Source organism: Blastococcus sp. SYSU D00669, assembly GCF_054050715.1.
Genome location: NZ_JBJGZV010000005.1, coordinates 99,279 through 125,343, shown reverse-complemented (window position 1 = coordinate 125,343; position 26,065 = coordinate 99,279). Strand labels below are relative to the sequence as shown.

Annotated in this window: 21 protein-coding genes; 7 read left to right on the top strand and 14 right to left on the bottom strand. The window is 74.7% G+C overall.

Features of this window, described 5'->3' with window-relative positions; translation table 11 throughout:
- Positions 1–42 precede the first annotated feature (42 nt).
- Genes ACI8AF_RS06040 through arfA form a run of 6 tightly spaced genes read right to left on the bottom strand, consistent with a single transcriptional unit; the run spans position 43 to position 6,873 of the window.
- Positions 43–1,038 (bottom strand): glycoside hydrolase family 43 protein, encoded by a 996-nt coding sequence (locus ACI8AF_RS06040; RefSeq protein WP_456538775.1) that lies wholly within the window; start codon positions 1,036–1,038, stop codon positions 43–45.
- A complete protein-coding gene (locus ACI8AF_RS06035) occupies positions 1,035–2,066 on the bottom strand; it encodes an aldose epimerase family protein (RefSeq protein ID WP_456538774.1) in 1,032 nt (343 codons plus the stop codon). Before ACI8AF_RS06035 ends, ACI8AF_RS06040 begins: the two co-directional genes overlap by 4 nt.
- Positions 2,063–2,965, bottom strand: coding sequence for a carbohydrate ABC transporter permease (locus ACI8AF_RS06030; RefSeq protein WP_456538773.1), 903 nt, complete (start codon positions 2,963–2,965; stop codon positions 2,063–2,065). Before ACI8AF_RS06030 ends, ACI8AF_RS06035 begins: the two co-directional genes overlap by 4 nt.
- Positions 2,966–2,968: 3 nt before the next feature.
- Positions 2,969–3,970 (bottom strand): carbohydrate ABC transporter permease, encoded by a 1,002-nt coding sequence (locus ACI8AF_RS06025; protein WP_456538772.1) that lies wholly within the window; start codon positions 3,968–3,970, stop codon positions 2,969–2,971.
- A gap of 2 nt (positions 3,971–3,972) precedes the next feature.
- Positions 3,973–5,283 (bottom strand): ABC transporter substrate-binding protein, encoded by a 1,311-nt coding sequence (locus ACI8AF_RS06020; RefSeq protein ID WP_456538771.1) that lies wholly within the window; start codon positions 5,281–5,283, stop codon positions 3,973–3,975.
- A gap of 51 nt (positions 5,284–5,334) precedes the next feature.
- On the bottom strand, positions 5,335–6,873 hold the full coding sequence (gene arfA / locus ACI8AF_RS06015; protein ID WP_456538770.1) for an arabinosylfuranosidase ArfA: 1,539 nt from the start codon (positions 6,871–6,873) through the stop codon (positions 5,335–5,337).
- A 164-nt stretch (positions 6,874–7,037) separates the two neighbouring features.
- Between arfA and ACI8AF_RS06010 the strand changes: the two genes are divergently transcribed.
- Positions 7,038–8,072: a LacI family DNA-binding transcriptional regulator gene (locus ACI8AF_RS06010; RefSeq protein WP_456538769.1), complete on the top strand. Its 1,035-nt coding sequence runs from the start codon at positions 7,038–7,040 to the stop codon at positions 8,070–8,072.
- Positions 8,073–8,130: 58 nt separating this feature from the next.
- Positions 8,131–8,964, top strand: a complete 834-nt coding sequence (locus ACI8AF_RS06005) for a phytanoyl-CoA dioxygenase family protein (protein ID WP_456538768.1) — start codon at positions 8,131–8,133, stop codon at positions 8,962–8,964.
- 12 nt (positions 8,965–8,976) lie between these two features.
- Here ACI8AF_RS06005 and ACI8AF_RS06000 read toward each other — a convergent pair whose 3' ends face one another.
- From ACI8AF_RS06000 to ACI8AF_RS05980, 5 genes are all read right to left on the bottom strand, one after another.
- Complete coding sequence (locus ACI8AF_RS06000) at positions 8,977–10,599, bottom strand: hypothetical protein (RefSeq protein ID WP_456538767.1); 1,623 nt, start codon at positions 10,597–10,599, stop codon at positions 8,977–8,979.
- Positions 10,584–11,759 carry a hypothetical protein gene (locus tag ACI8AF_RS05995; RefSeq protein WP_456538766.1) on the bottom strand — a complete coding sequence of 392 codons (1,176 nt, stop codon included), beginning with the start codon at positions 11,757–11,759 and terminating at the stop codon, positions 10,584–10,586. Before ACI8AF_RS05995 ends, ACI8AF_RS06000 begins: the two co-directional genes overlap by 16 nt.
- A 1-nt stretch (position 11,760) precedes the next feature.
- Positions 11,761–11,898 (bottom strand): hypothetical protein, encoded by a 138-nt coding sequence (locus ACI8AF_RS05990; RefSeq protein WP_456538765.1) that lies wholly within the window; start codon positions 11,896–11,898, stop codon positions 11,761–11,763.
- Positions 11,899–11,910: 12 nt separating this feature from the next.
- The gene (locus tag ACI8AF_RS05985) at positions 11,911–13,050 is read right to left on the bottom strand and encodes a serine/threonine-protein kinase (RefSeq protein WP_456538764.1); all 1,140 of its coding nucleotides are present in this window, start codon (positions 13,048–13,050) and stop codon (positions 11,911–11,913) included.
- Positions 13,051–13,112: 62 nt separating this feature from the next.
- Positions 13,113–13,967, bottom strand: a complete 855-nt coding sequence (locus ACI8AF_RS05980) for a hypothetical protein (RefSeq protein WP_456538763.1) — start codon at positions 13,965–13,967, stop codon at positions 13,113–13,115.
- A gap of 81 nt (positions 13,968–14,048) precedes the next feature.
- Between ACI8AF_RS05980 and ACI8AF_RS05975 the strand changes: the two genes are divergently transcribed.
- Together ACI8AF_RS05975 and ACI8AF_RS05970 are read left to right on the top strand one after the other, a co-directional pair.
- Positions 14,049–15,005 (top strand): helix-turn-helix domain-containing protein, encoded by a 957-nt coding sequence (locus tag ACI8AF_RS05975; RefSeq protein WP_456538762.1) that lies wholly within the window; start codon positions 14,049–14,051, stop codon positions 15,003–15,005.
- 143 nt (positions 15,006–15,148) lie between these two features.
- Positions 15,149–15,295: a hypothetical protein gene (locus tag ACI8AF_RS05970; RefSeq protein WP_456538761.1), complete on the top strand. Its 147-nt coding sequence runs from the start codon at positions 15,149–15,151 to the stop codon at positions 15,293–15,295.
- Here ACI8AF_RS05970 and ACI8AF_RS05965 read toward each other — a convergent pair.
- Positions 15,289–15,879: a tetratricopeptide repeat protein gene (locus ACI8AF_RS05965; RefSeq protein ID WP_456538760.1), complete on the bottom strand. Its 591-nt coding sequence runs from the start codon at positions 15,877–15,879 to the stop codon at positions 15,289–15,291. The two genes, ACI8AF_RS05970 and ACI8AF_RS05965, sit on opposite strands and share 7 nt — an antisense overlap.
- 41 nt (positions 15,880–15,920) lie before the next feature.
- Here ACI8AF_RS05965 and ACI8AF_RS05960 point away from each other — a divergent pair, with 41 nt between their 5' ends.
- The 3 genes from ACI8AF_RS05960 to ACI8AF_RS05950 all read left to right on the top strand — a co-directional run bounded on the left by ACI8AF_RS05960 (position 15,921) and on the right by ACI8AF_RS05950 (position 19,443).
- Positions 15,921–17,657 (top strand): metallophosphoesterase family protein, encoded by a 1,737-nt coding sequence (locus ACI8AF_RS05960; protein WP_456538759.1) that lies wholly within the window; start codon positions 15,921–15,923, stop codon positions 17,655–17,657.
- Between the two features lie 36 nt (positions 17,658–17,693).
- Complete coding sequence (locus tag ACI8AF_RS05955; protein ID WP_456538758.1) at positions 17,694–18,839, top strand: PP2C family protein-serine/threonine phosphatase; 1,146 nt, start codon at positions 17,694–17,696, stop codon at positions 18,837–18,839.
- A 70-nt stretch (positions 18,840–18,909) separates the two neighbouring features.
- Entirely contained in the window at positions 18,910–19,443 is a 534-nt protein-coding gene (locus ACI8AF_RS05950; protein WP_456538757.1) for a hypothetical protein, read from the top strand.
- A gap of 1 nt (position 19,444) precedes the next feature.
- Here ACI8AF_RS05950 and ACI8AF_RS05945 read toward each other — a convergent pair whose 3' ends face one another.
- Together ACI8AF_RS05945 and ACI8AF_RS05940 are read right to left on the bottom strand one after the other, a co-directional pair.
- Positions 19,445–19,891, bottom strand: a complete 447-nt coding sequence (locus ACI8AF_RS05945) for a hypothetical protein (RefSeq protein ID WP_456538756.1) — start codon at positions 19,889–19,891, stop codon at positions 19,445–19,447.
- Between the two features lie 111 nt (positions 19,892–20,002).
- On the bottom strand, positions 20,003–25,930 hold the full coding sequence (locus tag ACI8AF_RS05940) for a DUF4011 domain-containing protein (protein WP_456538755.1): 5,928 nt from the start codon (positions 25,928–25,930) through the stop codon (positions 20,003–20,005).
- Positions 25,931–26,065: the final 135 nt, after the last annotated feature.

Below are 26,065 nucleotides of genomic sequence, written 5' to 3'. Positions count from 1 at the left end.
CACGCCCCTAGGGGGCCTCCGTGCGTGCGGGGCACGACAGGGTCAGCCGGCGGGCTCCACGACGACCGAGGGGACGCCGTCCTCCCAGGCGAGCTCGAGCACGTTCATCCCCCGGTAGGTGATCCCGCCGTACCAGGAGTGGAAGACCAGCCGGTCGCCGTCGGCGGTGGCGACGACGTCCTGGCCGCCGGGGCCGATGTAGCGGCCGTCGCTGGCGTCGGTGGAGAACAGCGGCTCCTCCGACTTGGTGTACGGGCCGGTCACCGCGTCAGCCGTCGCGTAGCCGATCGCGTAGGTCTCGTCGCCGTAGCTGTTCGCGGAGTACAGCAGCACGTAGGTGCCGTCCCGGGCGACCAGCGTCGGCGCCTCGACCAGCTCGCCCTCCCACTCCAGGTCCTGCTTGACCAGCTGGACCGGCGGCCCGGCCAGGGTCAGCCCGTCGGCGCTCAGCGGCGCCAGGTAGAGCCAGGTGTCCAGGCCGCAGCAGTTGCCGTCGTTCTTCCACAGCAGGTACGGGGTGCCGTCGTCGTCGACGAAGGTGGAGGCGTCGATCGCCCCGCCCTGCTCCGCGGGGCAGACCAGCATGCTGTCGCCGACCACCTCGAACGGCCCCTCCGGCGCGGTCGCCGTCGCCACCGCGATGCACTGCACCGCCGGGTCGAAGTTGGTCGTCGTCGTGTACATGACGAAGGTGTCGCCGAACCGGCTCACCTCCGGCGCCCAGGTCTTGCCCGGGATCACCCAGGACGGCAGCGCCGGCAGCGCGTCGTCGGGCAGCACCTCCCACGACTCGAGGTCGGTCGAGGTCGCCACCTGCACGTTCAGCGACGCGGTGTTGGTCGCGTACGCGTAGTAGGTCCCGTCCACCTCGAGGACGTCGGGATCGGGGAAGTCGTCGTCGAGCACCGGGTTGCCGTCGACCTCCGGTCCGGCCGAGGACGGCGACGCCGCCGAGCCGGAGCCGCCGCCGTCGTCGGACCCGCCGCCGCAGCCGGTCAGCAGCAGGAGTCCGACGGCCGCCAGGGCCAGCCGCCTCACGGCGCCGTCCCGAACCGGAACACGGTGGTCGTCGCGTACCGCTCGCCGGGGCGCAGCACCGTCGAGGGGAACTCCGGCCGGTTGGGGGAGTCCGGCAGGTGCTGGGTCTCCAGGCACAGCCCGTCGCTCTGCCGGATCAGCCGCCCGCCCCGGCCGACCGCGCCGCCGTCGAGGAAGTTGCCCGAGTAGAACTGCACGCTCGGCTGGTCGGTGACCACCTCCAGCACCCGCCCGGAGCCCGGGTCGGACAGCCGGGCGGCGAGCCGCAGCCCGTCCCCGTCGAGCACCCACGCGTGGTCGTACCCCTGCGCCTTGACCAGCTGCTCGTGAGCCTCCCGCAGCCGGTCGCCGACCCGCCGCGGCGTGCGGAAGTCCAGCGGGGTGCCGTCGACCGGCTCGACGCCGGTGGGGATCAGCTCGTCGTCGACCGCGACGAACCGCGACGCCGCCAGCTCCAGCACGTGGTCCTCGACCGTGCCACCACGCCCCCCGAGGTTCCAGTAGGCGTGGTTGGTCAGGTTCACCACGGTCGGCCGGTCGGTGGTGGCCTCGTAGGACAGCGTCAGCCCGTCGTCGTCCAGCACGTAGGTGACGGTGGCCGTGAGCTCACCGGGGAACCCCATGTCGCCGTCCGGGCTGGTCAGCGACAGCGCCACCCCACCGGGGACCTCCCGGGCCGACCACAGCTTCGAGTGGAACCCCTCGGGGCCCCCGTGCAGGCACGCCACCCCGTGGTTGGCGGGCAGCACGTGCTCGACGCCGTCGAGGGTGAACCGCGCGCCGGCGATCCGGTTGGCGTACCGGCCGGCCACCGCGCCGTGGTAGCTGCCGTCGGCCAGGTAGCCGGCGAGGTCGTCGAAGCCGAGGACGACGTCGGCGACCGTGCCGCCGGCGTCCGGCGCGCACACCGACTGCAGCACCGCGCCGTAGCTGAGGACGGCGACCTCGGTGCCGCCGGCGCGCAGCACGAACCGCTCCACCTCGCGCCCGTCGGGCAGCGCGCCGAAGTGCTCGCGCCGCACCGTCACCCCTTCAGCCCGGACCGCGAGACGCCCTCGATGATGAACCGCTGCGCCCCGACGAACAGCGCCAGCACGGGCACGCTGGCGATCACCGCGCCGGCCATGAGCAGGTCGTAGCGGACCGCGTTCGCCGTCTGCAGGGTCGACAACCCCGGCGGCAGCGTCTGCGACTCCGGGCTGAACAGCACGTACACCGGCCAGAGGAAGTCGTTGTAGTTGGTCAGGAACGACAGCATCGCCAGGGTCACCAGCGCCGGCCGGGACAGCGGCAGCACGATCCGCCAGAAGACCTGCCACCGGTTGGCGCCGTCGAGCCGGGCGGCCTCCTCCAGCTCCACGGGCAGGCCGACGAAGAACTGTCGCAGGAAGAACACCCCGAACGCCGACGCCGCCGTCGGGACGATGATCGCCAGCAGGGTGTCCAGCCAGTACAGCTGCCCGACGATCAGGTAGTTCGGGATGATCAGGATGACCGGCGGCACGAACAGCGTCGCCACCACCGCGCCGAACACCAGCTTCTTGCCGCGGAAGTCCATGCGCGCCAGGGGATAGGCCGCCAGCGCCGAGGTGGCCACCACCAGCAGCGCGTGCGCCGCGGCCGCGAGCATGCTGTTGGCGAACCAGCGCAGCACCGGCGTCTCGCTGCCGGCGCCGAGCAGGGTGCTGTAGGCGTCGGTGCTGAACGGGTCGGGGATCCACGACGGCGGCCACGACGCGGCCGCGCTGCGGGTCTTGAACGACGTGACCAGCATGAAGACCAGCGGGCTGATGAACAGCAGCGCCAGCGCGATCATGAGCGCGTAGCGCAGCACCCGCCGCGCCTTGCGGCCGGCCGGCTCCGGTGGCCGGGACGGGCCCCTGGTGACCGGTGCGGTGGTCTCCGGCGTCTGCACGGAGGACGCCATGGGTCAGCCCCTTCCCTGCCGCAGCGCCAGCGGGGCGGCGCCCTTCGGCTTCTGCCGCTCGCGGAACAGCCAGAACACGGCGATGGACAGCAGCACCAGGAACAGCGTGAGGATGTAGCTCATCGCCGACGCGCTGCCCATCTGGTAGTTGCGCAGGCCGGTCTCGGCGATCTGGTAGATCGCCGTCCGCGTCTCGGTACCGGGCGCGCCGCGGGTGATCAGGTACGACTGCCCGAACATGTTCGCCGAGGCGATGATCGTGGTCATCGTGACGAACGAGAGCACCGGCCGCAGCCCCGGCAGGGTCACGTGCCGGAACTGCTGCCAGCGGCCGGCACCGTCCATCTCGGCCGCCTCGTAGAGCTCCTTGGGGATGTCCTGCAGCCCGGCGAGGTAGATGACGGCGTTGAAGCCCAGCGTCCACCACACGGTGACCCCGACCAGCGCCACCCAGGCCGGCGGCGTCGACGTCGTCCAGGCGATGTCGTCGGGCAGGCCCAGCAGCCCGAGGTAGTAGTTGACCGGGCCGACGTTGCTGAGCAGGTAGCGCCACAGCACGGTGACGACGGCGACGCCCAGCACGTAGGGCGCGAAGTAGACCGCCCGGAAGAGGTTCCGGCCGGGGAACTTCCTGTTCATCACCAGCGCGATGACCAGCGGCACCGCCAGCAGCAGCGGCACGCTGAACACGGTGAAGATGCCGGTGGCGCGCATCGCGCTCCAGAACGGCTCGAACGTGACCGATCCGGGCGTGAACAGGTCGCCGTAGTTCTCGAACCCCACGAACGGCTTGTTCGGGAGCGTGTAGTCGTAGCGGTGCAGGCTGATCCAGAACCCGTAGACGATCGGGACGACGACGAACGTCAGGAACAGGACCAGGTAGGGCGCGAGGAAGAGCCAGGGTGCGGCGCCGACGCTGTTGATGCCGCCCCGCCGCCGCGGCGCCCCGCCGCGGCGGGCGTCGGACACGCTGTCGCTGCGGGGCGCCGTGACGGTGGAGGCCATGGTCAGTCCCCGAACTGCTCTGCGTTGCGTTCCATCAGCTCGGTGGCCTGGCTCGCCGCGTCGCCGAGGGCCTCCTCGACCGGTGCCTCGCCGAGGACGCCCTCGGCCACGGCCGGCTCCAGCGCCTCGGTCTGCACGCCGCCGACACCCGGGACCGCCGGCAGGAACCGCATGGTCTCGATCTGCTCGGCGATCACGGCCTGCGGCAGGTCGGCCGCACCGTCGCGCTCGGACTCGCGGGCCGGGATCATCCCGGAGCCCGCCCACTCCGCGGAGTGCTCGCTCATCCAGGTGATGAACACCTGGGCGGCCTGCGCCTTGTTCTCGTCCTCGGCGGCCTGCCGGCTGGCGAAGAAGTGGTGCGAGTTCGCCCAGACGGCCTGCTCCTCGCCGATGGTCGGCACCGGCGCGATGCCGTAGGGGGTGCCGGACGCCTCGAGGTCGTTGATCTGCCAGATGCCGTCCCAGGTGATCGACGTCTCGCCGTTCTTGAACGCCGTGTACTGCGCGTCGATCGCGACGTTGCTCGGGCTGTAGCCGGCCTCGACCAGCGACCGCATCCAGGTCAGCGCCTCGACGCCGGCGTCGGAGTCGTACTCGGCCGCGGTGCCGTCCTCGCTGTAGGGCGTCCCGCCGTTCTGCCACGTGAGGCTCAGGTACATCAGGTGCGCCGGCCACAGCGTGGGCACCCAGAACGGCTGGGCGTAGCCGGCCGCCCTGAGCTGGTCGAGCGCGGCCTGGAAGGACGCCGCGTCGGTGGGCGGCTCGGTGATGCCGGCCGCCGCGAAGTGCTCGGTGTTGTAGTACATGGCCAGCGAGTGCACGTCGAGCGGGATGCCGTAGCGCTGGTCCTCGTACATGCCGGCGTCCCAGATCTGCTCGGTGAAGTCGTCGGCCGACAGGCCGATGCCCTCGGCGAGGTCGTCCAGGGGCACGATGATGTCGCGCGCGGCGAAGGTGGCCAGCTGGTCGAGGTGCATGACGCCGATGTCGGGGCCCTGGCCGGCCTGCACGGCGGCGGGCACCCGCTGGTAGAAGTCGGCCCACTGGATGGTGTTGGACTCGACGACGATGTTCTCGTGCTCCTCGTTGAACTGCTGGACGAGGTCCTCCATGAACGGCCCGTCACCGCCGGTGAAGCCGTTCCAGTACGACAGCGTCACCTGCTCGCCGTCGTAGGTCTCGGTGAAGTCGCCGAGACCGTCCGCTGCCGCCCCACCCCCTCCGGGCCCCTGGCCGCCGCCGCAGCCGGACACCACCAGGGCGCCGGCGAATCCCGCGGCGAGCACCGCGGTCCGGGTCGTTCGTCTCATCTGTTCGCTCCTCGTCGTCGAGAACCGCTCGGTGGGATGGGTCGGTGCTGTTCAGGAAGTGGTGGGGGTCAGTCGCAGGACGTTCCAGGAGGCCGGCGGGAGGCCGACGGTCAGCCGGCCGTCCTCGAGCCGGGCGCCCGCGCCGGTCCGGGGGGCGACCCGGTCGGGGTCGTCGGCGGTGTTGCGGGCGGTGAGGTCGTCGTCGGCCAGCACGGAGTGCTCGGCCACCTGCAGGGCGCCGAAGCCGCGGACGTCGGCGGTCAGCGGCAGCGTCTCGGTGGTGCTGCGGTTGACCGCGAACAGGCAGAGGTCGCCGGTGTCGTCGTCGAACGTGGCCGTCGCGTGCAGCGTGGGCACCTCGCCGAACCGCTCGGTCGGGTGCAGGGGGGTGTCCACGAGCAGGCGCAGCACCCGCCCGCGGGCCAGCCGCGCCGCCTGCGCGAACGGGTGGAAGATCGTCTGCCGCCACGCGCGGCCGCCGGGCTCGGTGAGGATCGGCGCGATGATGTTGACCAGCTGCGCCTGGCAGGCGATGGCCACCCGGTCGGCGTGGTTGAGCAGCGAGATGAGGTAGCTGCCGACGACGACGGCGTCGACCACCGAGTAGTTGTCCTCGATCAGCGGCCGCGCGTACTGCCAGTCGAGGTTGGTCTGCCCGACGAAGCGCTCCTGGTACCAGACGTTCCACTCGTCGAAGGCCAGCCGCAGCTTCTTGGGCGAGCGCAGCCGCGCCCCGACGTGGTCGGCGGTGGCGATGACCGCGTCGATGAACATGTCCATGTCGGTGGCGGTCGCCAGGAAGCTCGCGACGTCGTCCCCGTGCTGCTCGTAGTACGCGTGCAGCGAGATGTAGTCGACGACTCCGTAGGTGTGCTCGAGCACCGTCGCCTCCCAGGAGGCGAACGTCGGCATCCCGCTGTTGGAGCTGCCGACGGCGACCAGCTCGATCGACGGATCGACCAGCCGCATCGCCTTGCCCGCCTCGGCGGCCACCCGGCCGTACTCGTGCGCGGTCTTCTGCCCGATCTGCCAGGGCCCGTCGAGCTCGTTGCCCAGGCACCACAGCTTGACGTCGTGCGGGTCCTTGACCCCGTGCGAGCGCCGCAGGTCCGACAGCGCCGTCCCGCCCGGGTGGTTGGTGTACTCGAGCAGGTCGCAGGCCTCGGCCACGCCGCGGGTGCCCAGGTTGACCGCCATCATCGGCTCCACGCCGGCGGTGCGGGCCCAGTGCACGAACTCGTTGAGGCCGACGCTGTTCGGCTCGATCGACCGCCAGGCCAGGTCGAGGCGCGTGGGCCGGTCCTCCACCGGGCCGACGCCGTCCTCCCACCGGTAGCTGGAGACGAAGTTGCCGCCCGGGTACCGGACCACCGTGGGACCGAGCTCGCGGACGAGCTCGAGGACGTCGCCGCGGAAGCCGGACTCGTCGGCGGTGGGGTGTTCCGGCTCGTAGATGCCGGTGTAGACGCAGCGGCCCATGTGCTCCACGAAGGAGCCGAAGAGGCGGCGGTCGACGTCGGCGAGGACGAACCGGGGGTCGAGGACGAGGGAGGCTCCGTCGTCCGTGGATCGGGCCGTCGGGGAGGTCATCTGGTGCGAACCGTCCGGGGGGAGAGAGCGGCGGTGGTCTCGGGGTCGGCGTGGTTTTGCATCGTTGTACACGGGCAGTGTGGCGCCCGCCACAGCACCGTTACCGAGTGGTGACCTGACGCGAAAGGAGCCGCGCGGTTCGGTTGGTCGCTACCCTTCCGCCGATGAACGGGGACCACTCGCGCGTGAGCCTCAAGCACGTCGCGGCCCGGGCCGGCGTGTCGGTCAAGACCGTCTCCAACGTGGTCAACGGCTACGTGCACGTGACCGACGAGACCCGTGCGCGGGTGCAGCGGGCGATCGACGAGCTGAACTACCGCCCCAACCTGGCGGCCCGCAACCTGCGGCAGGGCCGCTCCGACGTCATCGCGCTCGCCCTGCCCGAGATCGACGCCCCCTACTTCGCCGAGCTGGCGCGCTCGGTGATCAAGTGCGCCGAGGAGAAGGGCTGGACGGTGCTGATCGACCAGACCGACGGGCTGGTCGACCGCGAGCAGCTCGTGCTCGACGGCATCCGGGGGCGGCTCATCGACGGGCTCATCTTCAGCCCCATCGCCCTGGGCGCGGAGGAGCTGGGCCGGCGCCGCGACACCGTCCCGCTCGTCCTGCTGGGTGAGCGCGTGTACGACGGGCCGGCCGACCACGTCTCGATCGACAACGTCGCGGCCGCGCGGGTGGCCACCGGGCACCTCGTCGGGCTGGGGCGGCGGCGGATCGCCGCGATCGGTGACCAGCCGCAGCCGCAGTCGCAGACCGCGCACCTGCGGCTGCGCGGCTACCAGGAGGCCCTGGCCGCGAACGGGCTGCCCGCGCCGCCGGAGCTGGTGGTCCGGGTGGACGCCTACCACCGGGCCGACGGCGCCGAGGCGGTGCGCCGCCTGATGACCCTGCCCGAGCCGCCGGACGCGGTGTTCTGCTTCAACGACCTGCTCGCCCTCGGTGCCCTGCGCGCGCTGCACGAGCTCGGCCTGCGGGTGCCGGAGGACGTCGCCGTCGTCGGCTGGGACGACGTGGAGGACAGCCGGTACAGCACGCCGACGCTGACGACGATCAGCCCGGACAAGGCGCAGATCGCCGAGCTCGCGGTCGACTTCCTGGCGTCCCGGCTGGGCGAGGGGCGGGCGGAGCGGCCGCGCGAGGTGACCGCGCCGTTCACCCTCGCCGTCCGCGAGAGCACCGCCGGTCGCTGCTCGGTTTGACAGCCGCCCGTTACAACGTTGTGAAATGGGGGAGCGGCGTCGAACGAAGGGGTTCGCGATGACCACCACCTCAGCTCAGACCGGCTACGACCGCGCGGCGATCGAGCAGGCCCTGATGACCGACGGGATCACCGCGCTCAAGGGCGCGTTCTCCACCGAGTGGGCCGACCGCATGCGGGAGGACATCGAGGCGGCGTTCGAGGAGGCCGTCGACCGCGAGGGCGGCGCCGTCGGGCGCGGGCCGAACCGCTACTACGTCGAGATCCACCCCGAGCAGCTGCGCGGCTTCCTCGACATCGTCTCGCACCCGTGGTTCCGCACCGTCTGCGAGACCGCGCTCGGCCCCGACTACAAGGTGCTCGAGCTGGGCTTCGACATCCCCTTCGCCGGCGCGATGAACCAGCCGTGGCACCGCGACTTCCCCTCGCCGCCGGAGACCTACGAGGGCCGGCGGCTGACCTCGCTGGCGTTCAACCTCACCGCCGTGGACACCGCCGAGGACATGGGGCCGTTCGAGATCGCCCTCGGCACCCAGTTCGAGGCCGGCCTCGACTGGCACCACCAGATGTTCCCGCCGAAGAGCGAGTACCCCCGCTTCGAGTCCCTCGCCGTCCGCAAGTACCCGCAGCGCGGGGACATCTCCGCCCGCTCGGCGCTGACCGTGCACCGCGGGACGAAGAACGAGTCGCAGAAGGCGCGGCCGGTGCTGGTGGTCGGCGTGGACGCGCCGGGCGCCGGCCACGACGCGTTCCACGACATGGCGATGACCCAGGAGTACTTCGACTCGATCCCCGAGGACGTGCGCCGGCACCTGCTCGGCCGCGTGGTGGACCGGCTGGAGCCGATCGTCCAGCAGCACACCATCGAGGGCCTGGTGATGGGCGAGGCCTGAGCCCGGACCACCTCAGCGGCGGCGGCGCCTCGTCGCGGGCGGCGGGTCGTCGCCGAGCCGGCCGGCGGTCCGCGCCGCGATCCCGCGGGGCCAGCCGTCGTCGCGGGCCAGCAGCGCGAAGTTGCGGGCCACGATCGCCGAGATCTCCTCCGGCGGCAGGCCCGAGGGGAACAGCACGCAGCGCAGCGCCAGCCCGTGCCCGGCCGCCTCGCTGGAGGCGACGGTGACCGCCAGCTTCTCCACCTGCCGCGCCGACATCTCCCGCGCGGCAGCGCGCAGCGCCGCCCGCGTCGGCTTCTCCGGCGTCAGCGGCGCCAGGGTGGTGAACCACTCGGCGTCGTAGCGCAGCAGCTGCACCAGCAGCTCCTCGTGCGCGGGGCTCCAGGCGGTCAGCGACCACTCCCGCAGCAGCGCCTCCCGCACCACCGGCCGCCGCGCCACCAGCCCGGCCAGCCCCTCGGCGTCGTCGGTGAGCCCGATCAGGGGGACGTCGTGGCCCAGCCCCAGCGCCTGCTCGACCAGCAGCCCGGCCTCGGCGCTGATCCGCGGCACCCGCCGCCCGCGGCCCAGCTCGCGGACGAACCCGGCGCACAGGTCGCCCTGGGTCAGCCCGGCGAAGTCCGTCGTCCGCCCGGGGCTGCCCTCGAACACCGCGCGGAGCGCCGCGCCGGTCTCGGCCGCGCGCACGCCCGACCGCGCCGCGGGATCGCGCGCCAGCGCCGCCCGCAGCGCGGCCTCGACGGCGGGCGACCCCGCCGCGGCCACGGTGACCACCGACGCCGCCCGCGGCGACTGCAGCCACGCCCCGGCGGCCGGCGAGGCCAGGACGGCGACCAGCTGGGCGTCGGTGAGCGTGGCCGGGTCGAGCTCGCGCCACTCGTCGGCGAACAGCCAGGCGTCGAGCTCGTCGACCCGCGCCACGTCGTCGGGGCACAGGTCGCCCTTCGCGGCGGCCTCCAGCAGCGCCCGCGCGCGGGCGGCGTTCGCGGCGTCGACCGGCGGCTGCCGGTACGCCCCGACCAGCACCTGGACGGCGCCGGCGTCGCCCATCGTCTCCGCCGTCCCGACGTGCAGCGAGACGCCGTCGGCCAGCGCCCGCGGCAGCACGTCGAACACCACCGACGCCGCCGGCAGGCCCACCTGGCCGACGCCGGCCGCCAGCGCCGCGAGCACCACGCCCACCGCCGGCACCAGCGCCTCGACCTCGTGCAGCGCCAGCACCGGCGTGAGGCGGCGGGCGCGCGGGACGGCGACCGGCGGGGCGTCGCGCGACGGCTCCGCCCCGGCGACCGAGGAGAGGAAGCCGCCGGAGCGGTGCAGCGCCAGCACGTCGCGCGGGCCCAGCGACGACCCGGCGTCCCACAGCAGCTGGACGACGTAGTTGCCGGCCCGCCCGAAGTCGTCGGACACCGCCGGCGCCTTGGAGTAGGCCAGCCGCCCGCCGGAGGCCGACAGCAGCCCGAACGCCTCGCCGTCCCCGGGCGGGCGGATCAGCGCCCCGAGCGACGAGCGCGACGTGCCCAGCGCGGCCGGCCAGTCCCGCGACATCGCGAACACCCCGAAGCCGGGCCCCTCGAGGGTGCGGCTGGCGGAGGTGTAGACGAGCTGCGGGCAGGCGGTCATGCGCGCGGCCATTCGGCCAGCGCGGACTCCAGCTCCAGCCCCTCCCGCGGGATGAACCGGTGGCGGGCGAGCAGCACCAGCAGCGGGTCGAGCACCCCGCGCGGCGCGATCGTCGGGTACCGCCCGCCGGTGGGCTCGGAGCCGGTGGCCGAGACGGCGTGCACCGTCGGGTCGGGCAGCCGGCCGAGCAGAGCCGTCAGCAGGTTGGACCCGCCGTTGGTCTCGAGGAAGTCGACCAGCCGGCCGGAGTTGACCCGCACCTCCTCGAACAGCCGCGGCAGCCCGGCGGGGGAGAGCTCCGGGTCGCGCAGCGCGTCGGCGGGGAAGTCGGGCCGGCCGAGCAGCTTGTCGGCCTTGCTGAGGATCACCGAGGCCGAGACGTCGGAGAGGTAGGCGTCCTTCTTCAGCCCGCGCGCCGAGCGCAGCAGGTCGGCCAGGTTGACCAGCATCTGCGTCGGGCGGGCCAGCCCGATCGAGGACTCGCCCGGGTCGGCCGCCGACGCCAGCCCGGGGAACATGCCCGGCGACAGGACGACGACGATCGAGCTGGCGACGTAGAGGAACTTCCCGAACCGGCCGAGGTCCTCCTTGCGGTAGAGCTGCTCGCCGGAGGCGTCGAAGAAGACGACGTTGAGCGACCGCTCCGCCTCGCCGCGGGTCGACCGCCGGAACACCACCGTCAGCGGCTCGGGCGACTGGCCCTCCTCCAGCAGCAGCGGGGTGAGCGGCAGCTGCCGGTGGTCGACCAGCAGCGGCTGGCGGTAGTTCAGCTCGAACCGGTCGGCGCTCTCCTCGTCCATCTCCACGGAGATGTCCAGCGGCGCCAGCGCCCCGGCGTAGAGCTGGTCGAGCAGCACGGTGAGGTAGGTCGACTTCGACGCGCCGGTGAGCCCGACCAGCCCGACGACGACGGTCGGCCGCTCCAGGTAGTCCGGCGGCAGCCGGTGCCCGCGCGGGCAGACGGCGGTGAGCCGGCGGGCGTCGCCCATCGCCGCGCGGAACTCCGGCGAGGGCCCCGGCCCGTTCGGCTCGGGGGCCTTGAACGCCTCGGTGAACCGCGACCAGCGGGTCCGCGTGGGCGGCGGCGGGGCCACCCGCTGGCCGGCCGAGTTCATCCACATCGGCTCGGTGAACCGCTCCAGGCAGCGGGGGCAGACGAAGGTCTTCGGCACGTCAGCGCACCGTCAGCAGGAAGATCGCGAGCGCGCTCAGCGCGAACACCAGCAGCAGCACGCGCTGGCGCTGCAGGTAGCGGTGGCGCCGCGCCTCCAGCGCCTGCTGGGCCAGGGCCCGCTGGTACATGCCGGACACGAGACCTCCTCCTCAGAACACCACGTGGTACAGGCCGGCGAGCACCAGCCCGGTGACGGCGCCGAGCACCAGGACGACGGCGACGGCGATCGCGAAGCCGCTCGTGGTGTCGGCGATCGCCCGCTCCAGCCGGGAGAGGTGGTAGCGGGCGACGTCGAGCACCGAGGCGAGCGAGCGGAAGTCGCCGAACCCGCTCTGCGGCGACGGGATCTGCGAGGTCTGGTTCAGCCAGCGGGTGCTCGACTCCACGTCGCGGGCCAGCTCGGCCAGCGTCGGGCGCCGCTCGGGGGCGAACCGCAGCGCGTGCGTGACGCTGTCGAGCAGGTTCGACGGGACGGCGGACAGGTCGATCCGGCCGGCCTTGAGCTCCAGCCAGTAGTCGGCGGGGGAGAGCTCGTCGTCCGGGTCGACCGGGTGCCGGCCGCCGGCGGCGTAGGCGATGACCATCGCCCAGCTGTAGACGTCGCTGGCCTCGGTCAGCGGCTGGCCCTGGAGCTGCTCGGGGCTGGCGAACAGCTTCGAGCCGAAGCCGGCCATCGCCGTCGTCACCGTGCCGTCGGGCCGCTCGCCGCCGAGGTAGCGGCTGATGCCGAAGTCGACCAGGTGCACACCGCGCTCGCTGATGATGATGTTGCCGGGCTTCACGTCGCGGTGGACGACCTTGGCCGCGTGCGCGTCGCGCAGCGCGCGCAGCAGGCCGATCGCGATCCGGCGCAGCTCCTCGGCGTTGAGCCCGCCGCGCTCGCGCTGGGCCAGGAACTCGTCGAGCGGGATGCCGCTGACGTACTCCTGCACGTAGTAGGGGCTGGCCGCCTCGAGGTCCTGGCCGACGATGCGGGCCACCCGCGGGCTCCTGATCCGGGCGGCGTTCTCGACCTCGCGGGCGAACCGGCGCCGGGTCAGCTCGCCGGCACTGGCCGGCAGGCACTTCACGACGACCAGCGCGCCGCCCTCGTCGGTGCGCGCGACGAAGACGTCGGCGCCCTGCCCGCCGCGCGGCAGCCGGCACAGCACGGTGTACGGGCCGATCGCCGCCGGGTCGCCGGCCTCCAGCGGGTGGACCCGCCGGGTGCCGATGAGGGCGACCTCCTCGGTGGGGGGAAGCTCCTCTTCCACCACGGCGCCCTCCTCGCTGTCGGTCGCCCCCCTCACGCGCGGGAGCGGCTGTGCGGTTCCCGGACGGTACTTCGGGCGGCTGGGCGGGAGGGCGGCGGTCAGCGCGGCAGGCGCTCCGTGCGCAGCTCGTGCGACTCGTCGGGGAGCCGGAACTCGTACCAGACCCGCGTGCCCCCGCCGGGCAGCGGCAGCACGGTCAGGTAGCGGGCGTCGTACGCGGGGGCGGTGCCGACCGGCCGCAGCCCCTCGGGCGCCGGGACGGCGAGGCCGGTCTGCTCGAACCAGTTCGCCTCGGCGGTCGGGCGGCCGTCGTAGGCGACCCGGCCGTCGTCGAGGACCGCGGTCACCCGGGCGCCGCGCGCGTCCCAGCTGCCCGGCGTCGGCCGCAGCACCGTGCCGCGCCAGGTCCAGTCCAGACCGTCGGCGCTGGTGGCGTACGCGGTGGTCATGCGGTCCTCGGCGCCGGGGACGTCGAGCGGGTGGCAGCACAGCCAGGCCTCCCAGCGGCCGTCCCGCAGCCGCACGACGGGGTCCTTGACGCCCACGGTCGCCGGGTCGCCGGGGAAGGCCGGCCGCGGGGCGGCGCCGGGCAGCTCCTCCGGGGACGCCGCCTCGAGCAGGGCGACGGACCAGTGCTTGGTGCCGGGCGTCGCGGCCGACACCCACATCCGCCACCGGCCCCCGGGCGTGCGGACCAGCGCGGGGCGCTCCACCATCGCCGCGCCGATCCGGGCCGGCTCGAGGACGGCGACGGTCGTCAGCCGGACGCCGTCGTCGCTGCGGGCGAGCACGTTCCGGTCACCTGCGCCGGAGCGCTCGCGGTAGGCGAGGACGAGCGAGCCGTCGGCGTCCCGCGCGACGGCGGCGGCGCCCGCCCACTGCTGCGGCCCGGGGCCGGGCGCCGGGACGACGGTCACGGCGGGGGTGGAGCCGGGGATCGGGAAGGTGGTCATGCCGCCACCCTGCCGAGCGGCCGCGGCTCCGGACACCGGCAGGAATGCCGGTATGCCGGAACTTCCTGCCATCATGGCCGGGTGATCCGCGACGTGGTGGCCGTGGTCGGCGAGCGGGCAGCGGCCTTCGAGCTGGGCATCGCCTGCCAGGTGTTCGGCCTCGACCGTGCCGACGACGGCCTGCCGGTCTACGACTTCGCCCTCGCCGGCGCCCGCCCCGGCCCGGTGCCGACGACGTCGGGCTTCCCGCTGCACGTGCCGCACGGCCCCGACCGGCTGGCCGGCGCCGACCTGGTCGTCGTCCCGGCGTGGCCGCAGCTGACCGCCCCGCCGGCGCCCGAGCTGGTCGACGCGCTGCGCGCGGCGGCCGAGCGCGGTGCCCGGCTGCTGTCCATCTGCAGCGGCGCGTTCCTCCTGGCCGCCGCCGGGCTGCTCGACGGCCGCCGCGCCGCCACCCACTGGCAGTTCGCCGACGCGCTGCGCCGCGCGCACCCGGCGGTGCGGGTCGACGCGGACGTGCTCTACGTCGAGGACGGCCCGGTGCTCAGCAGCGCGGGTGCGGCCGCCGGCATCGACGCCTGCCTGCACCTCGTCCGCCAGGAGCACGGCGCCGCGGTCGCGAACGCGCTGGCCCGGCGGATGGTGGTGCCCGCGCACCGGGCCGGCGGGCAGGCGCAGTTCGTGCAGGCCCCGGTCCCCGAGCCCGAGGACGACGGCGAGCTCGCCGGGCTGCTCGACTGGATCGACGCGCACGTCGCCGAGCCGCTGACCGTCGAGGCGCTCGCGGCGCGGGCGCTGATGTCACCGCGCACCTTCGCCCGCCGCTTCCGCGCGGTCACCGGCACGACCCCGCACCGGCACCTGCTGCACCGGCGGCTGCGGCTGGCCGAGCAGCTGCTGGAGACCACCGACCTGCCGGTGGACGCGGTCGCCGGCCGCGTGGGCTTCGGCAGCGGCGACACGCTGCGCCACCACTTCGCCGCCGGGCGGGGGGTCGGCCCGGCCGAGTACCGCCGCGCCTTTCGACAGGTCGGGTGAACGCCGGTTCGCGGAACCGATCACCGGGCACAGGGCGTTGGGAGATCCGACATCCGCCGGGATCACCGGCGGGTGGCCGGCGCCGACGGCGTGTCGGTCGGCCACCTGCCGGGGATCGACGACAGCTCGAACGAGGAGAAGACGTGAAGCTGGTCCGCAGCGCCATCGTGGCGGCCGTCGCGAAGAAGGTCATCGACGAGGCCCGCAAGCCGCAGAACCAGGCGAAGATCAAGCAGTTCGTCGCCCAGATGCAGAACAAGAACGCGAAAAAGGGCAGCCGGGGCTACTGAGCGCCGTCCGCCGGCGGGGGCGGGACGACCGCGTCGAGGTCGTCCGGCGGGAAGCCCAGCGCTTCCCGCACCCGCCGGCGGGTGCGCAGCAGCTGCTCGGTCGACCACTCGTCGGCGAGCAGGCCCTCCGCGGCGGCCGCCTCGAGCAGGCCGGCCCCCAGCTCCGCCCAGCGGTGCGCCTGCCGCAGGTCGCCGGCCTCCTCGAAGTTCTCGGCCATGAACGTGTAGACGTCGGGGTCCTCCGGCCGCTCGCGGCGCAGCGCGTCGGCCAGCTGCCGGGCCTCCTCGACCTCGCCGGCCCGCAGGAGCGCGGCGTGCAGGTAGACCCGGGGATCGGGTGGCACGTGGCCGGCGGCGGCTGCGGCCCGGCGGTGCATCGCCAGCGCGCCGGCCGCGTCGCCGGCCCGGTCCAGGTGCCACGCGGCCGCCGAGAGCAGCGCGGCCGGGCCGGCCTCCTCGTCGTCGTCCGGGTGCGGGGCCGCGGCCCAGCCGGCGAGGGTCTCCGCGGCCTCCCGGTGGGCCTTCGGCGTCCGCGCCACCACCTCCAGGCGCTCGACGTCGTCGGTGGTGAGCGGCTGCCGCATGTCCGAACCGTACGGAACCCCCGACCGTGGACGATGACGTGATGGAGCCGCAGACCCCCGGCGCCCCCGACGAGCGGACCGACCCGCCCGACGAGGAGCGCCTCCCGGTCCGCCGCCGCGTGCTGCCCGTCCTCGGCGCCGTCGGCCGCGGCCTGGCCCTGTGGGTGCTGCGGCTGCTCCTCCCGCTGGCCGGGGCGGCGGCGCTGCTGCACGCCTTCCCCTACCAGGCGACCGTGCAGGGCGTGCCCTTCAGCGTCGAGGGCAACCTGTTCGCCCGGCCGGGCCTCTCCGCCGACACCACGCTCGGCAGCTGGGAGTTCCCCGACCTCACCGGCGTCCCGGTGGGGGTGACGATCACCCCGCGGGACGTCGACCTGCTCGAGCTCACCCGTGCCGCCGGCGCCGACCGGGCCGGGTTCGTCGCCCGGCTGCAGGAGGACTTCACCGCGCAGGTCCCGCGGATCGCCGCCTGGCTCGTCACCGAGGTGCTCGTCGGCGTCCTGCTCGGCCTGCTGGTCGCCGCCACCGTGCACATGTCGCTGCGGTACCTGCGCGGGCGGCCGCGGCGGGAGCGCGAGCTGCGGCGGCTGGCGCTGCAGCTCGGCGGCGGGCTCGGCGTCGTCGTCCTGGTCGCCGCGTACGGCGTCCTCACCTACAACCCGCAGTGGGTCCAGCAGTCGCGGCTGACCGGCACCCTCGCCGCCGCCCAGCTGTTCCCCGACCAGCTCGCCCAGTACTACGAGGGCTCGAACAAGGCCTTCGACGTCCTCGGCTCGGTGCTCGGCATCCAGACCGAGCTGCAGCAGCAGATCGAGGACGAGCAGGCGCCCGAGACGGCGCTGCGGATCATGTTCATCTCCGACATGCACCTGTCGGCCAACTACCCGCTGGTGCAGGCCTACGCCAGCAGCTACGACGTCTCGCTGATCGTCAACACCGGCGACGAGTCGCTGTTCGGCACCGGCGTGGAGCTCACCCCCGGCTACCTCGACTCGGTGCGCGCGCTGGCCGCCCAGACCCCGATGCTCTGGATCGCCGGCAACCACGACTCGCCCGAGGTCGAGCAGACGATGCGCAGCATCCCGGGGGTGACCGTGCTGGGCAGCAAGGTCGCCACCGCCGAGGGCTACGAGGTGCGGGGCAGCGTGGTCGAGGCGTTCGGGCTGACCATCGCCGGCATCCCCGACCCGCGCGTCTACGGCGGCCCCGGCGCCTACGGCTCCGACGACCCCGACGTCACCGAGCCGCTCGAGCGGGAGGCGGTCGCCGGCGCGCTCGTCGACGTCGTCGGGTCCGAGGAGGACGGCGACGAGGGCGGGACGACGACCTCCTCCTCCCCGGACGGTGCCGCGGAGGAACCGTTCTTCGACATCGTCGCCGTCCACGAGCCGGTCCAGGCCGACGAGGTGCGCGAGCTGCTGCCCGACGGGGTGCGGCAGACCAACGCCGGGCACGTGCACCGGCAGAACGAGCCCGGCGAGATCCAGCAGGACACCGTCATCGACCTGGTGGAGGGCTCGACCGGGGCCGGCGGGCTCAACGACATCGTGCGCGGCGACGAGCGCCCGCCGATCGAGTTCAGCATCGAGTCGGTCGCCCCCGACTGCCAGTTCACCCGCGTCGTGCGGTTCTCCATCGACTCGGCCTCCGCCGCCGGGGCCGCGCAGACCTTCGGCGACGACGTGACGACGTCGACGGTCTACTTCACGCCGCAGGAGATCGACGAGGGCCGCACCTGCAGCCGGGAGATCGGGATCGGCGACGAGCAGCCGCTCTGAGCGATCGACGCCGGACCCGCTGTTACCGTCGCCGGCGTGCCGCGACGACCGGGAGGTCCCGCCGGCAGACCGACGGGGCGCACGCTGTGGATCCGGCACGGGCTGCCGCACCCGGCGCTGCGCGTGGCCGTGCTGGTGGCGCTGCTCGCCGCGGTCTTCGGGATCCTGCGCGTCACCGACCAGCCGGGGCTGGCCGTCGCGCTCTACGGCCTGGTGCCCATCGTGCTGGGCGTCTACTGGTTCGCGCTGACCGGCGGGCTGCTGACCGCCGCGATCGCGCTGGGCTGCTTCCTCGTCGACGAGTCGATGTCGCCGACGCCGTCCTTCTCCACCGCCGACGTCGTCCTGGCGACGGTCAACCGGGCGCTGGTCTTCTCCGGCGTGGCCGTGCTCGTGGCGGTGCTGCTCGAGCGGGAGCGCGGCATGGCCGCGCGGCTGCAGGCGCAGGAGGCCGAGCTCGCCGAGCTGGCCGCGCTGCGCGCGGTCCTGGTGCCCGCCGCGGTGCCGCCCCGCCCGCACCTCGACGTCGCCACCGCCTTCGCCCCGGCCGACGGGCCGGTGGCCGGGGACTTCTACCTGGTGACCGACGGGCCCGGCGGCTGCACCACCGTGGTGGTGGGGGACGTCGTCGGGCACGGGCTGGAGGCCGCCCGGGTGGCCGCCTTCGTGCGCGCGACCCTGGCCACCCTGGCGCACTTCACCGCCGATCCCGCCCAGCTGCTGCAGCTGGCCGACACGGCGCTCGCCGAGCGCGGCGACCCCGAGCCGACCTTCGTGACGGCCGTGTGCGCCGTCCTCGACGGCGGGCCCGGGCACCGGCTGCGGTGGGCGGCCGCCGGCCACCCGGTGCCGTGGGTGCTGGACACCGGCGCCCCGCTGCCCGACGGCGCGCCGGGGGTGCCGCTGGGCATCCGCACCGGCGAGCTCGGCGTGGCGACCGCGACCGCCGCGCTCGCGCCGGGCGCCGGCGTCCTGCTGTTCACCGACGGACTGGTCGAGGGGCGGGCCGCCGGCTCCCGCGGGGCCGGGCTGTTCGGCGAGGAGCGGGCGCGGCAGGTCGTCCGCGACCACCCCGGGGCGTCGCCGCAGACGGTGGTGTCGGCGCTGGTCGACTCGGTCACCGCCTTCGCCGGCGGGCACCTGGCCGACGACCTCTGCGTGGTCGCCCTCCGCTCGACGTAGGTCCTTCGGCCCCGGCGGGGTCGCCCTTGGGCCGGCGCCGCCGGGCTGCCTTCGTTCGTAGCGTCGCGGCATGCGCAGCGCACTGGTGGTCTACGAGTCCCTGTTCGGCGACGCCCGCGCGATCGCGACGGCGGTCGCGCAGGGCCTGTCGGAGACGATCCCGGCCGGCGTGGTCGCCGCCGACGCCGCCCCGGCGGAGGTGGGGCCCGAGGTGGCCCTGCTCGTCGTCGGTGGCCCGACGCACGGGTTCGGCATGCCGAAGCAGGCCACCCGCGAGGGCGCCGAGAAGCAGTACGGGGTGCATGTCGACGACCCCTCGACCGGGCTGCGGGAGTGGCTGGCGTCGGTCCGGCTGCCCGCGGGCATCGCCGCGGTCGCCTTCGACACCCGCATGGACCACCCCAAGCTGCTGGTGACGATGGACCACGCCTCCCGGCAGGAGGAGAAGCTGCTCGAGCAGCGCGGGGCCGTGCTGCTCGCCGACGCCGAGCACTTCCGGGTCACCGACGCCCGCGGGCCGCTCGCCGAGGGCGAGGAGGCACGGGCGCTGCGGTGGGGAGCGGAGCTGGGCCGGACGCTGAGCGAGCGGCTGACGAGGGCCTGACCTACACCTGCCGCCAGCGCAGCTGGCCGCTGCCGCGCGCGGTGCAGACCAGCGCGCGGCCCGCGGCGGTGACCGCGGCGGCGCCCTCGGTCGCGCACGGCCGGCCCGGCTCGCCGACCGGCACCACGTCGGCCACCGCGACCGCGGCGGGCTGCTGCGCGCCGGTCTGCGGGGCCCCGACCGGTGCGGGCGGCGCGGCAGGGGCCGGGCTCGTCGTCGGGGACGGCGTGGGGACGGCGACCGGCAGGCCGCCGCGGCCGGTCGGCTCGGCCGGGGCGTCGGTGGCCATCCCCGGCGGCGCGGGCACGTCGCGCTCGGTGCCGGCCGGCGTGGCCGCGGTCAGGCCGCCGACGAGCGCGACCCCGAGCCCGGCGGCGGCCACGAGGCCGGCCGTCCACCGGCCGGGCCGCACGGCCTCGACGGGGGTGAGGTGCTCGGTCCAGCGCATGCACTGACGGTAAGCACGCGGTATCACAGAGTCCTGGCTGCCGCGCCCCCCGACCGCTCAGGTCGGGACGCATGGGGCGGGTGGGACGACCCCGCAGGTGTCTTGTCGGGGTCAGGGCTCCGAGCAGGTGAGCAGGCCTGCCTCGTCCGGGGTGAGGCGGCCCGCGGCGAGCGCCGCCTCGAGGGCGGCCTCGAGCACCGGCGTGACCGTGGGCGTGCGCCGCTTGCAGCCGAACACCGCCGCGGCCTGGGTGAGCAGCTCGTCGCGCTCCATGCCCGCGGCCGCGCGGCACAGGGCCAGCATCGCGTTGCCGATCTCCTCCGGGGGCACGTGCTCCAGCGGCCGCTCCGAGCTCGCCGCCTGCCGGCGGAACACCGCGTACGCCGACCGCTCGACGCCGTCGGGCCACATCCACCCGTCGGCCGGCGCCGAGGGCGGCAGCACCGACAGGATCGCGTTCTTGCGGGCCTCGGTGACCCGGGTCAGCCCGAACGCCGCGGCGGTGAGCCGCACCAGCCGGTCGACGTGGATCGGCCCCTCGGCCTTGATGCCGGCGGTGAGCACGCGGCGCACCACCCGGGCCGACTTCGCCGCGGGCAGCTCGTCGAGCACGGCCCTCTCGCCGGCGGTCCGCGGCGTCCACGGCACGAACGCCGTCTCGCCGTCCAGGGCCGCGGGCGCGGCCGGCTTCGCGGGGGCCGGCTTGGGCTTCGGCGCGGCGGCGGGCGGGGGGACGGCGACCGACGCGGTCACCGACGCCCGCAGCGCGGCCACCTGCTTGGCCGGCTCGCCCTTCGCCGGCTCCACCGGCGCGGCGGGCAGCGGGATCGGCGGCGGTGGGTCGGCGGGCACGTCGGCCGGCGCGTTCTCGACGGCGTCGACCAGCCGGTCGAGCACCGCCTCCCGGTCGGCCAGCCAGGCCGGCAGCCACACCCGCTCCACCACCGGCCAGCGCAGCATGCCGCCGAGCACCTCGACCGGCAGCCCGTCGCGATCGCCGACGGTGCGCCGCCGCGCCCACGCGGGGCCGTCGAGCAGCACGGCCATCGCCGGGGTGCCGGGGTCGCTGGAGCGCGCCACCGACAGGTCGATGCGGAACTCCGAGAGCCCGACGTCGGTGCGCACCGCCAACCCACGCGCGCGCAGCGCCGCGGCGATCTCCTCGCGGTGCCGGTCGACCACCGCGGTCGAGCGGGCGTCCCGGGGCAGCACGTCGGTGCCCATCGCGGCCAGGTCGAGGTAGGCGCGGAGGTGCTTGATGCCGACCGACGAGGTCTCCTCGGCCCGCAGCTGCCCGGGCTCGAAGGACGAGAAGACGACGACCTGCCGCCGGGCGCGGGTGACCGCGACGTTGAGCCGCCGCTCGCCGCCGACCCGGTTGAGCGGGCCGAAGTTCAGCGGCAGCTGGCCCCTCTCGTTCACCGAGAACGCGGTGGAGAAGAAGACGACGTCGCGCTCGTCGCCCTGCACGTTCTCCAGGTTCTTCACGAACAGGCCCTCGCCGTCGGTGCGGTCGAGCGCCTCGGTCAGCCGGTCGTCGTCGGCGTCGCGGAGCAGCGTCTCGATGAGCGCGCGCTGCTGGGCGTTGAAGGTGACCACGCCGATCGACGGCGGGAGGTCGGGCGAGAGCGCGAAGCGCCGGCGGATCTCGGCGACGATCGCCTCGGCCTCCACCGGGTTGGTGCGCAGCAGCCGGCCGCCGCCGGAGCGGTGGAAGGTGCCGCCGACCCGCACCAGCGAGACGCCGCGGCCGTCGGGCTCGGCCGACGGGCGCCCGTGCGTCGGGGCCGGGAAGGAGGACAGCCGGTTCTCGTAGTACTGGGCGTTGGAGAAGGCGATGAGCGACTCGTCCTGGCTGCGGTAGTGCCAGGACAGCCACTGCCGCGGCACCCGCGCCTGCACGCACTCGGAGAGGATCGACTCCTCGTCCTCCACCGCGGTGCCGCCGAAGTCGCCCGCCTCGTCCTCCGCGCCGGTGGTCGGCTCGGCGAACGACGTCGGCGGCATCTGCCGCGAGTCGCCGACGACGACCGCCGAGCGGGCCCGGCCGAGCGCGCCGATGGCGTCGGCCACCCGGATCTGCGAGGCCTCGTCGAACACCACGATGTCGAACAGCCGGGTCTGCGCCGGGAAGAACCGGGCGACCGAGTCGGGGCTGACCAGCACGCACGGCATGACCGCGGTGATCAGGTCGCCGTACTCGGCCAGCAGCTGCCGCACGCCCAGCCCGCGGCGCTGCCGGGCCAGCTCGCGCTGCAGCGCGCCGACCCGGCCGGCGCCCAGCGCGGCGTCGAACGGCCGTGCCTCGATGACCGCGGCCGGCAGCGCAGAGGTCAGGTGCCGGCGGACCGCCTGCGAGGCCGCGGTGAACCGCCGGATCGCCGTCTCGTGGAGGTCGGGGTCGAAGGTGTCCAGGCCGGTCGCGTCGCGGCGCTCCTCGACCGAGGCCTCCGCGACGCCGCGGTCGAACGCGCGGACGGCGTCGTCGGCGAGCACCGTGCCGGTGACCAGCAGCCGGCGGGCCTCGATCAGCCCGGCGGTGCGCAGCGGCTCGAGGGTGTCGAGGAAGGTGACCCAGCGGCGCAGGGACATCAGGCCGGGGTGCTCCACGCCGCGCTCGGGGCGGGTCATCGTCCAGCGCAGCACGATGCCGTCGTCGCCGGTCCACTGCGACAGGGCGGGGGAGGTGCTGCGGCAGACCTCCAGCAGCCGGACGACGGCGTCGCGCAGCCGGGACACCCGGGCCGTGCCGGCCGGGTCGTCGGTCGCGCCGGAGACGATCAGCTTGCGCAGCGCGACGTGGAAGGCGCCCGACCCGTCGACGGCCACCGCGGCCCGGCGCAGCCAGGCCACCTGCCGGTCGATCAGGCCGGGGTCGAGGAACGGGTTCCAGCCCTCGGGGATGCGCAGCCCGGGGATGGACGCCGCGCGCTGCGCGATCGCCGCGACCCCGTTCTGCACCCGCCACAGCCCCTCGACCAGGGCCGGCACGTCCTTGGGGCGGACGGGCGCACCCGGCTTGAGCACGGGCGCCAGCCGGTCGCGGACGGCGGTCAGCCGGCGCCGCCGGCCGAACCAGCCCGACGCCGCGGCGGTCTGCGCCTGCACGTAGATCTCGGCCAGCGGCAGGGTGAGCGCCTCCGGCGTGGCCACGTCCATGCCGGGGTGGCGGAACGCGGTGAACGCGGCGACCTCGCCCTGCACCGCCGACGTCGCCGCCGTCCACCACTCGGTGAACGTCTCGTCGAGGACGTCGAGGCCGACGCCCGGGCCGGTGAGCAGGTGGGCGACGGCGTCGAGGTCCTCGGGGGTGCGCGCGTGCCGCAGCACGTTGGCCAGGCCGGTGCCCACCGGCAGGTCGCGGACGGCGGCGTCGACCTCCTTGGCGGCGGCGTGCGCGGCCGGCAGGTCGACCAGCGGCGAGTCGACGAAGGCCCAGGGGTGCCGCGGCGACGGTCGGGTGAGGTCGGCGATGTCGGGCAGCAGCACCAGCGCCCGGCGGACCGCGGCGAAGGTCTCGTCGGAGGCGCCCGCCACGAAGGGGAGCGGGACCGGCAGCGGCTCGACACCGGCGCCGGCCGACAGCTGCGCCGTCCGCGCCGTGTAGAGCGACAGGCCGGCGGCGTTGGGGGCGTGCAGCCGGTCGGCGTAGCGGGCGAGCAGCCGGCGGGCGCTGCGCAGGTCCTCGCCGTCGGTGGCCAGCCCCTGGGCGTCGACCGCGACCGCGTGCTCCAGCGCCTCGCGGACCTGGGCCCGGACAGCGGCGGCCTTGCTGCCCTTGTCGTGCAGGTCGAGGGCGAACGGGCCCATGCCGACCGCGTCGAGCCGGCGGGCGACCACGTCGAGGGCCGCCCGCTTCTCGGCGACGAAGAGCACCCGCTTGCCGTCGGCGACGGCCCGGGTGAGCAGGTTGGTGATCGTCTGCGACTTGCCGGTGCCGGGCGGTCCCTCGAGCACGAACGTGCGGCCCGCGGCGGCCTCGGCGATCGCGCGCAGCTGGCTGCCGTCGGCGGGGACCGGCAGCGACGCGGCCAGCTCGTCGAGGTCGGCGAACTCGGCGCCGCCGCGGACCGGGTCGTCGAACGGCTCGTTCGGCTCGTGCACGAGGTGCTGGACCAGCGCGTTGTGCGCGAAGTCCGCCCAGTGCTCGTCGAGGTCCTTCCACAGCCGGTACTTGGCGAACTGCAGGATCGCCAGGTCGGCGGTCGGCTCGACCCGGTAGGGCAGCCGGTAGCCGACCAGCGCCGTCCGCATCGCCTCCAGGGCGGCGTCGAGGTCGATGCCGGCGCCGTCGGAGACCAGCTCGCCGAGCTGGGGGACGACGACGCCGTGCAGCTGGCGCAGCTTCTCCAGCAGGCAGTAGTTGGGGGTGCTGGAACCGGCCTCGTCGAGGGTGATCCGGTAGGCGCCGGTGCGGCTGGTCGGGGTGAGGACGACGGGCACCAGCACCAGCGGCGAGCGCAGCGGGCGGCCGTCGAGCTCCCAGACCAGGCTGCCCAGCGCCAGGTAGAGGTTGTTGGCGCCGGTCTCCTCGACCACCGTCTTCGCCTTGTAGGCGAGGTTGCGCAGCTTGGAGAGGTAGCCGGCCTCGGTCACGTCGGCGTGCACCTGCCGGCGCTCGACCAGCGCCTCGGCGAGCTGCCCGTCCGGCAGGTCGCGGGCGGTGGCGGCGCCGCGCTCCTTCGCCACCGCGGCGAGCTGGTCGGACGGGAGGAGGGTGATCGGCGTCCCGTCGTGGACGAAGTTCTCGAGGATGCCGAGCGAGGCGTCGGGCACGACCAGCGGCAGGCCGGAGCGCTCGGAGTAGTTGATCAGCCGGTTGCGCAGGGAGAGGTCGAGCAGCGCGTTCTTCCACTGCTGCACCCGCGGCGGGGCGTCGGGGCGCGCGGCGCCGGCGTGCGGCCCGGCCGCCGGGGCGGCGTGCCGGTGCTCGGCGGGGCGGTACTCGACGATCTGCAGGACGCCGTCGGCGTCGCGGGCGCGGGCCGGCAGCGGCAGGATGCCGTCGCGCCGGGCCCGGTGGACGTCGGTGACGCCCAGGACGCGGTCGAGGTCGCCGGTCAGCCAGGTCGTGTACGCCGGGCGGTGCAGGTCGGTGCCCGGCTCGCCCAGGTTGGTCAGCAGCCGCGCGTCGACCAGGCCGATCAGGCCGAGGTCGACCAGGTTGACCAGCGGGGCGACGTCGGTGGTCGCGGCGCTCTCGGCGCTGCGCTCCTCCCGCCAGTACCCCAGGAACGCTCCACTGCCCCCCTCCCGCCCGCCGGCACCCTCCGCCAGCCACAGCATCGGCCGGATCCCCGCCTGCTCCAGCGCCGCGGCGAGCAGCACGACCGTGTCCAGCGGGGTGGCGACCCGCCAGGTGAGGACGTCCCCGGGGGAGCGCACCTGCTGGCCGACCTCCACCCAGCTGGCCGGCGGCTCGCTGTGCCGGACGCCGTGGTCGCGCACCGCCTCGCCGAGGGCGGCGACGATCGCGTCGACCCGCTCGGGCCCGCCGTCGTAGCCGTCGACCAGGTCGCTGCCGGTGTCGCGGTCGAGGATGGCGGCGGCCTCCTCGACCAGGCCCTGGACCGCCGGGTGGTTGGGCTGCACGTGCGCCGCGAGCATCTCCAGCGCCAGCGGCAGCGGGGTGGCCAGCCACTGCTGGGCGGCGAGCACCTGCACCGGGGTGCTGGCGTGCCCGAGCACCTGCTCGCCGGCGAGCACCTCGACGTCGATCACGCCGGGGCGCTGGCTGTCGACCTGCAGCATCGCGGCGGGGTCGAGGGTGAGCGCGACGTCCTGCAGGACCGTCGTCCGGCCCTCGTCGAGGTCGGCGGTCAGCTCGACCGCGCTGCCGATCGGGCCTTCCGGGTCGCGGACGGAGAGCCGCACCGTGGCGCCGCCCACCGCGGCGGTGGAGCTGAGCACCAGCCGGCTGACGACGGGGACGCGGTTGTGCGCCAGCGCGTAGCTGAGCACCGGCGTGCCGGTGAGGTCGATGGACACCGACGTCGCCGGGGCGATGACGTCGCCCGGCCGGAGGTCGGCAGTGTCCATGCGATCTGTCTACCGGGTCAGGACGGACCAGTCCGCTCTCGGGTCGGATGTGCGTGACGGATGTGACCAGTGTGCCCACGGGATGCGGGGGATCACAGCGTGCACACGCTGCGGAGGGGTGCGCGGACGCGCTGT

Bases quoted from the DNA above. Each gene is read 5' to 3' on its own strand.
- ACI8AF_RS06030 (WP_456538773.1), bottom strand. From the start codon at position 2,965: ATGGCGTCCTCCGTGCAGACGCCGGAGACCACCGCACCGGTCACCAGG.
- ACI8AF_RS06025 (WP_456538772.1), bottom strand. From the start codon at position 3,970: ATGGCCTCCACCGTCACGGCGCCCCGCAGCGACAGCGTGTCCGACGCC.
- ACI8AF_RS06020 (WP_456538771.1), bottom strand. From the start codon at position 5,283: ATGAGACGAACGACCCGGACCGCGGTGCTCGCCGCGGGATTCGCCGGC.
- arfA (WP_456538770.1), bottom strand. From the start codon at position 6,873: ATGACCTCCCCGACGGCCCGATCCACGGACGACGGAGCCTCCCTCGTC.
- ACI8AF_RS06010 (WP_456538769.1), top strand. From the start codon at position 7,038: ATGAACGGGGACCACTCGCGCGTGAGCCTCAAGCACGTCGCGGCCCGG.
- ACI8AF_RS06005 (WP_456538768.1), top strand. From the start codon at position 8,131: ATGACCACCACCTCAGCTCAGACCGGCTACGACCGCGCGGCGATCGAG.
- ACI8AF_RS06000 (WP_456538767.1), bottom strand. From the start codon at position 10,599: ATGGCCGCGCGCATGACCGCCTGCCCGCAGCTCGTCTACACCTCCGCC.
- ACI8AF_RS05980 (WP_456538763.1), bottom strand. From the start codon at position 13,967: ATGACCACCTTCCCGATCCCCGGCTCCACCCCCGCCGTGACCGTCGTC.
- ACI8AF_RS05965 (WP_456538760.1), bottom strand. From the start codon at position 15,879: ATGCGGCAGCCGCTCACCACCGACGACGTCGAGCGCCTGGAGGTGGTG.
- ACI8AF_RS05960 (WP_456538759.1), top strand. From the start codon at position 15,921: ATGGAGCCGCAGACCCCCGGCGCCCCCGACGAGCGGACCGACCCGCCC.
- ACI8AF_RS05950 (WP_456538757.1), top strand. From the start codon at position 18,910: ATGCGCAGCGCACTGGTGGTCTACGAGTCCCTGTTCGGCGACGCCCGC.
- ACI8AF_RS05945 (WP_456538756.1), bottom strand. From the start codon at position 19,891: ATGCGCTGGACCGAGCACCTCACCCCCGTCGAGGCCGTGCGGCCCGGC.
- ACI8AF_RS05940 (WP_456538755.1), bottom strand. From the start codon at position 25,930: ATGGACACTGCCGACCTCCGGCCGGGCGACGTCATCGCCCCGGCGACG.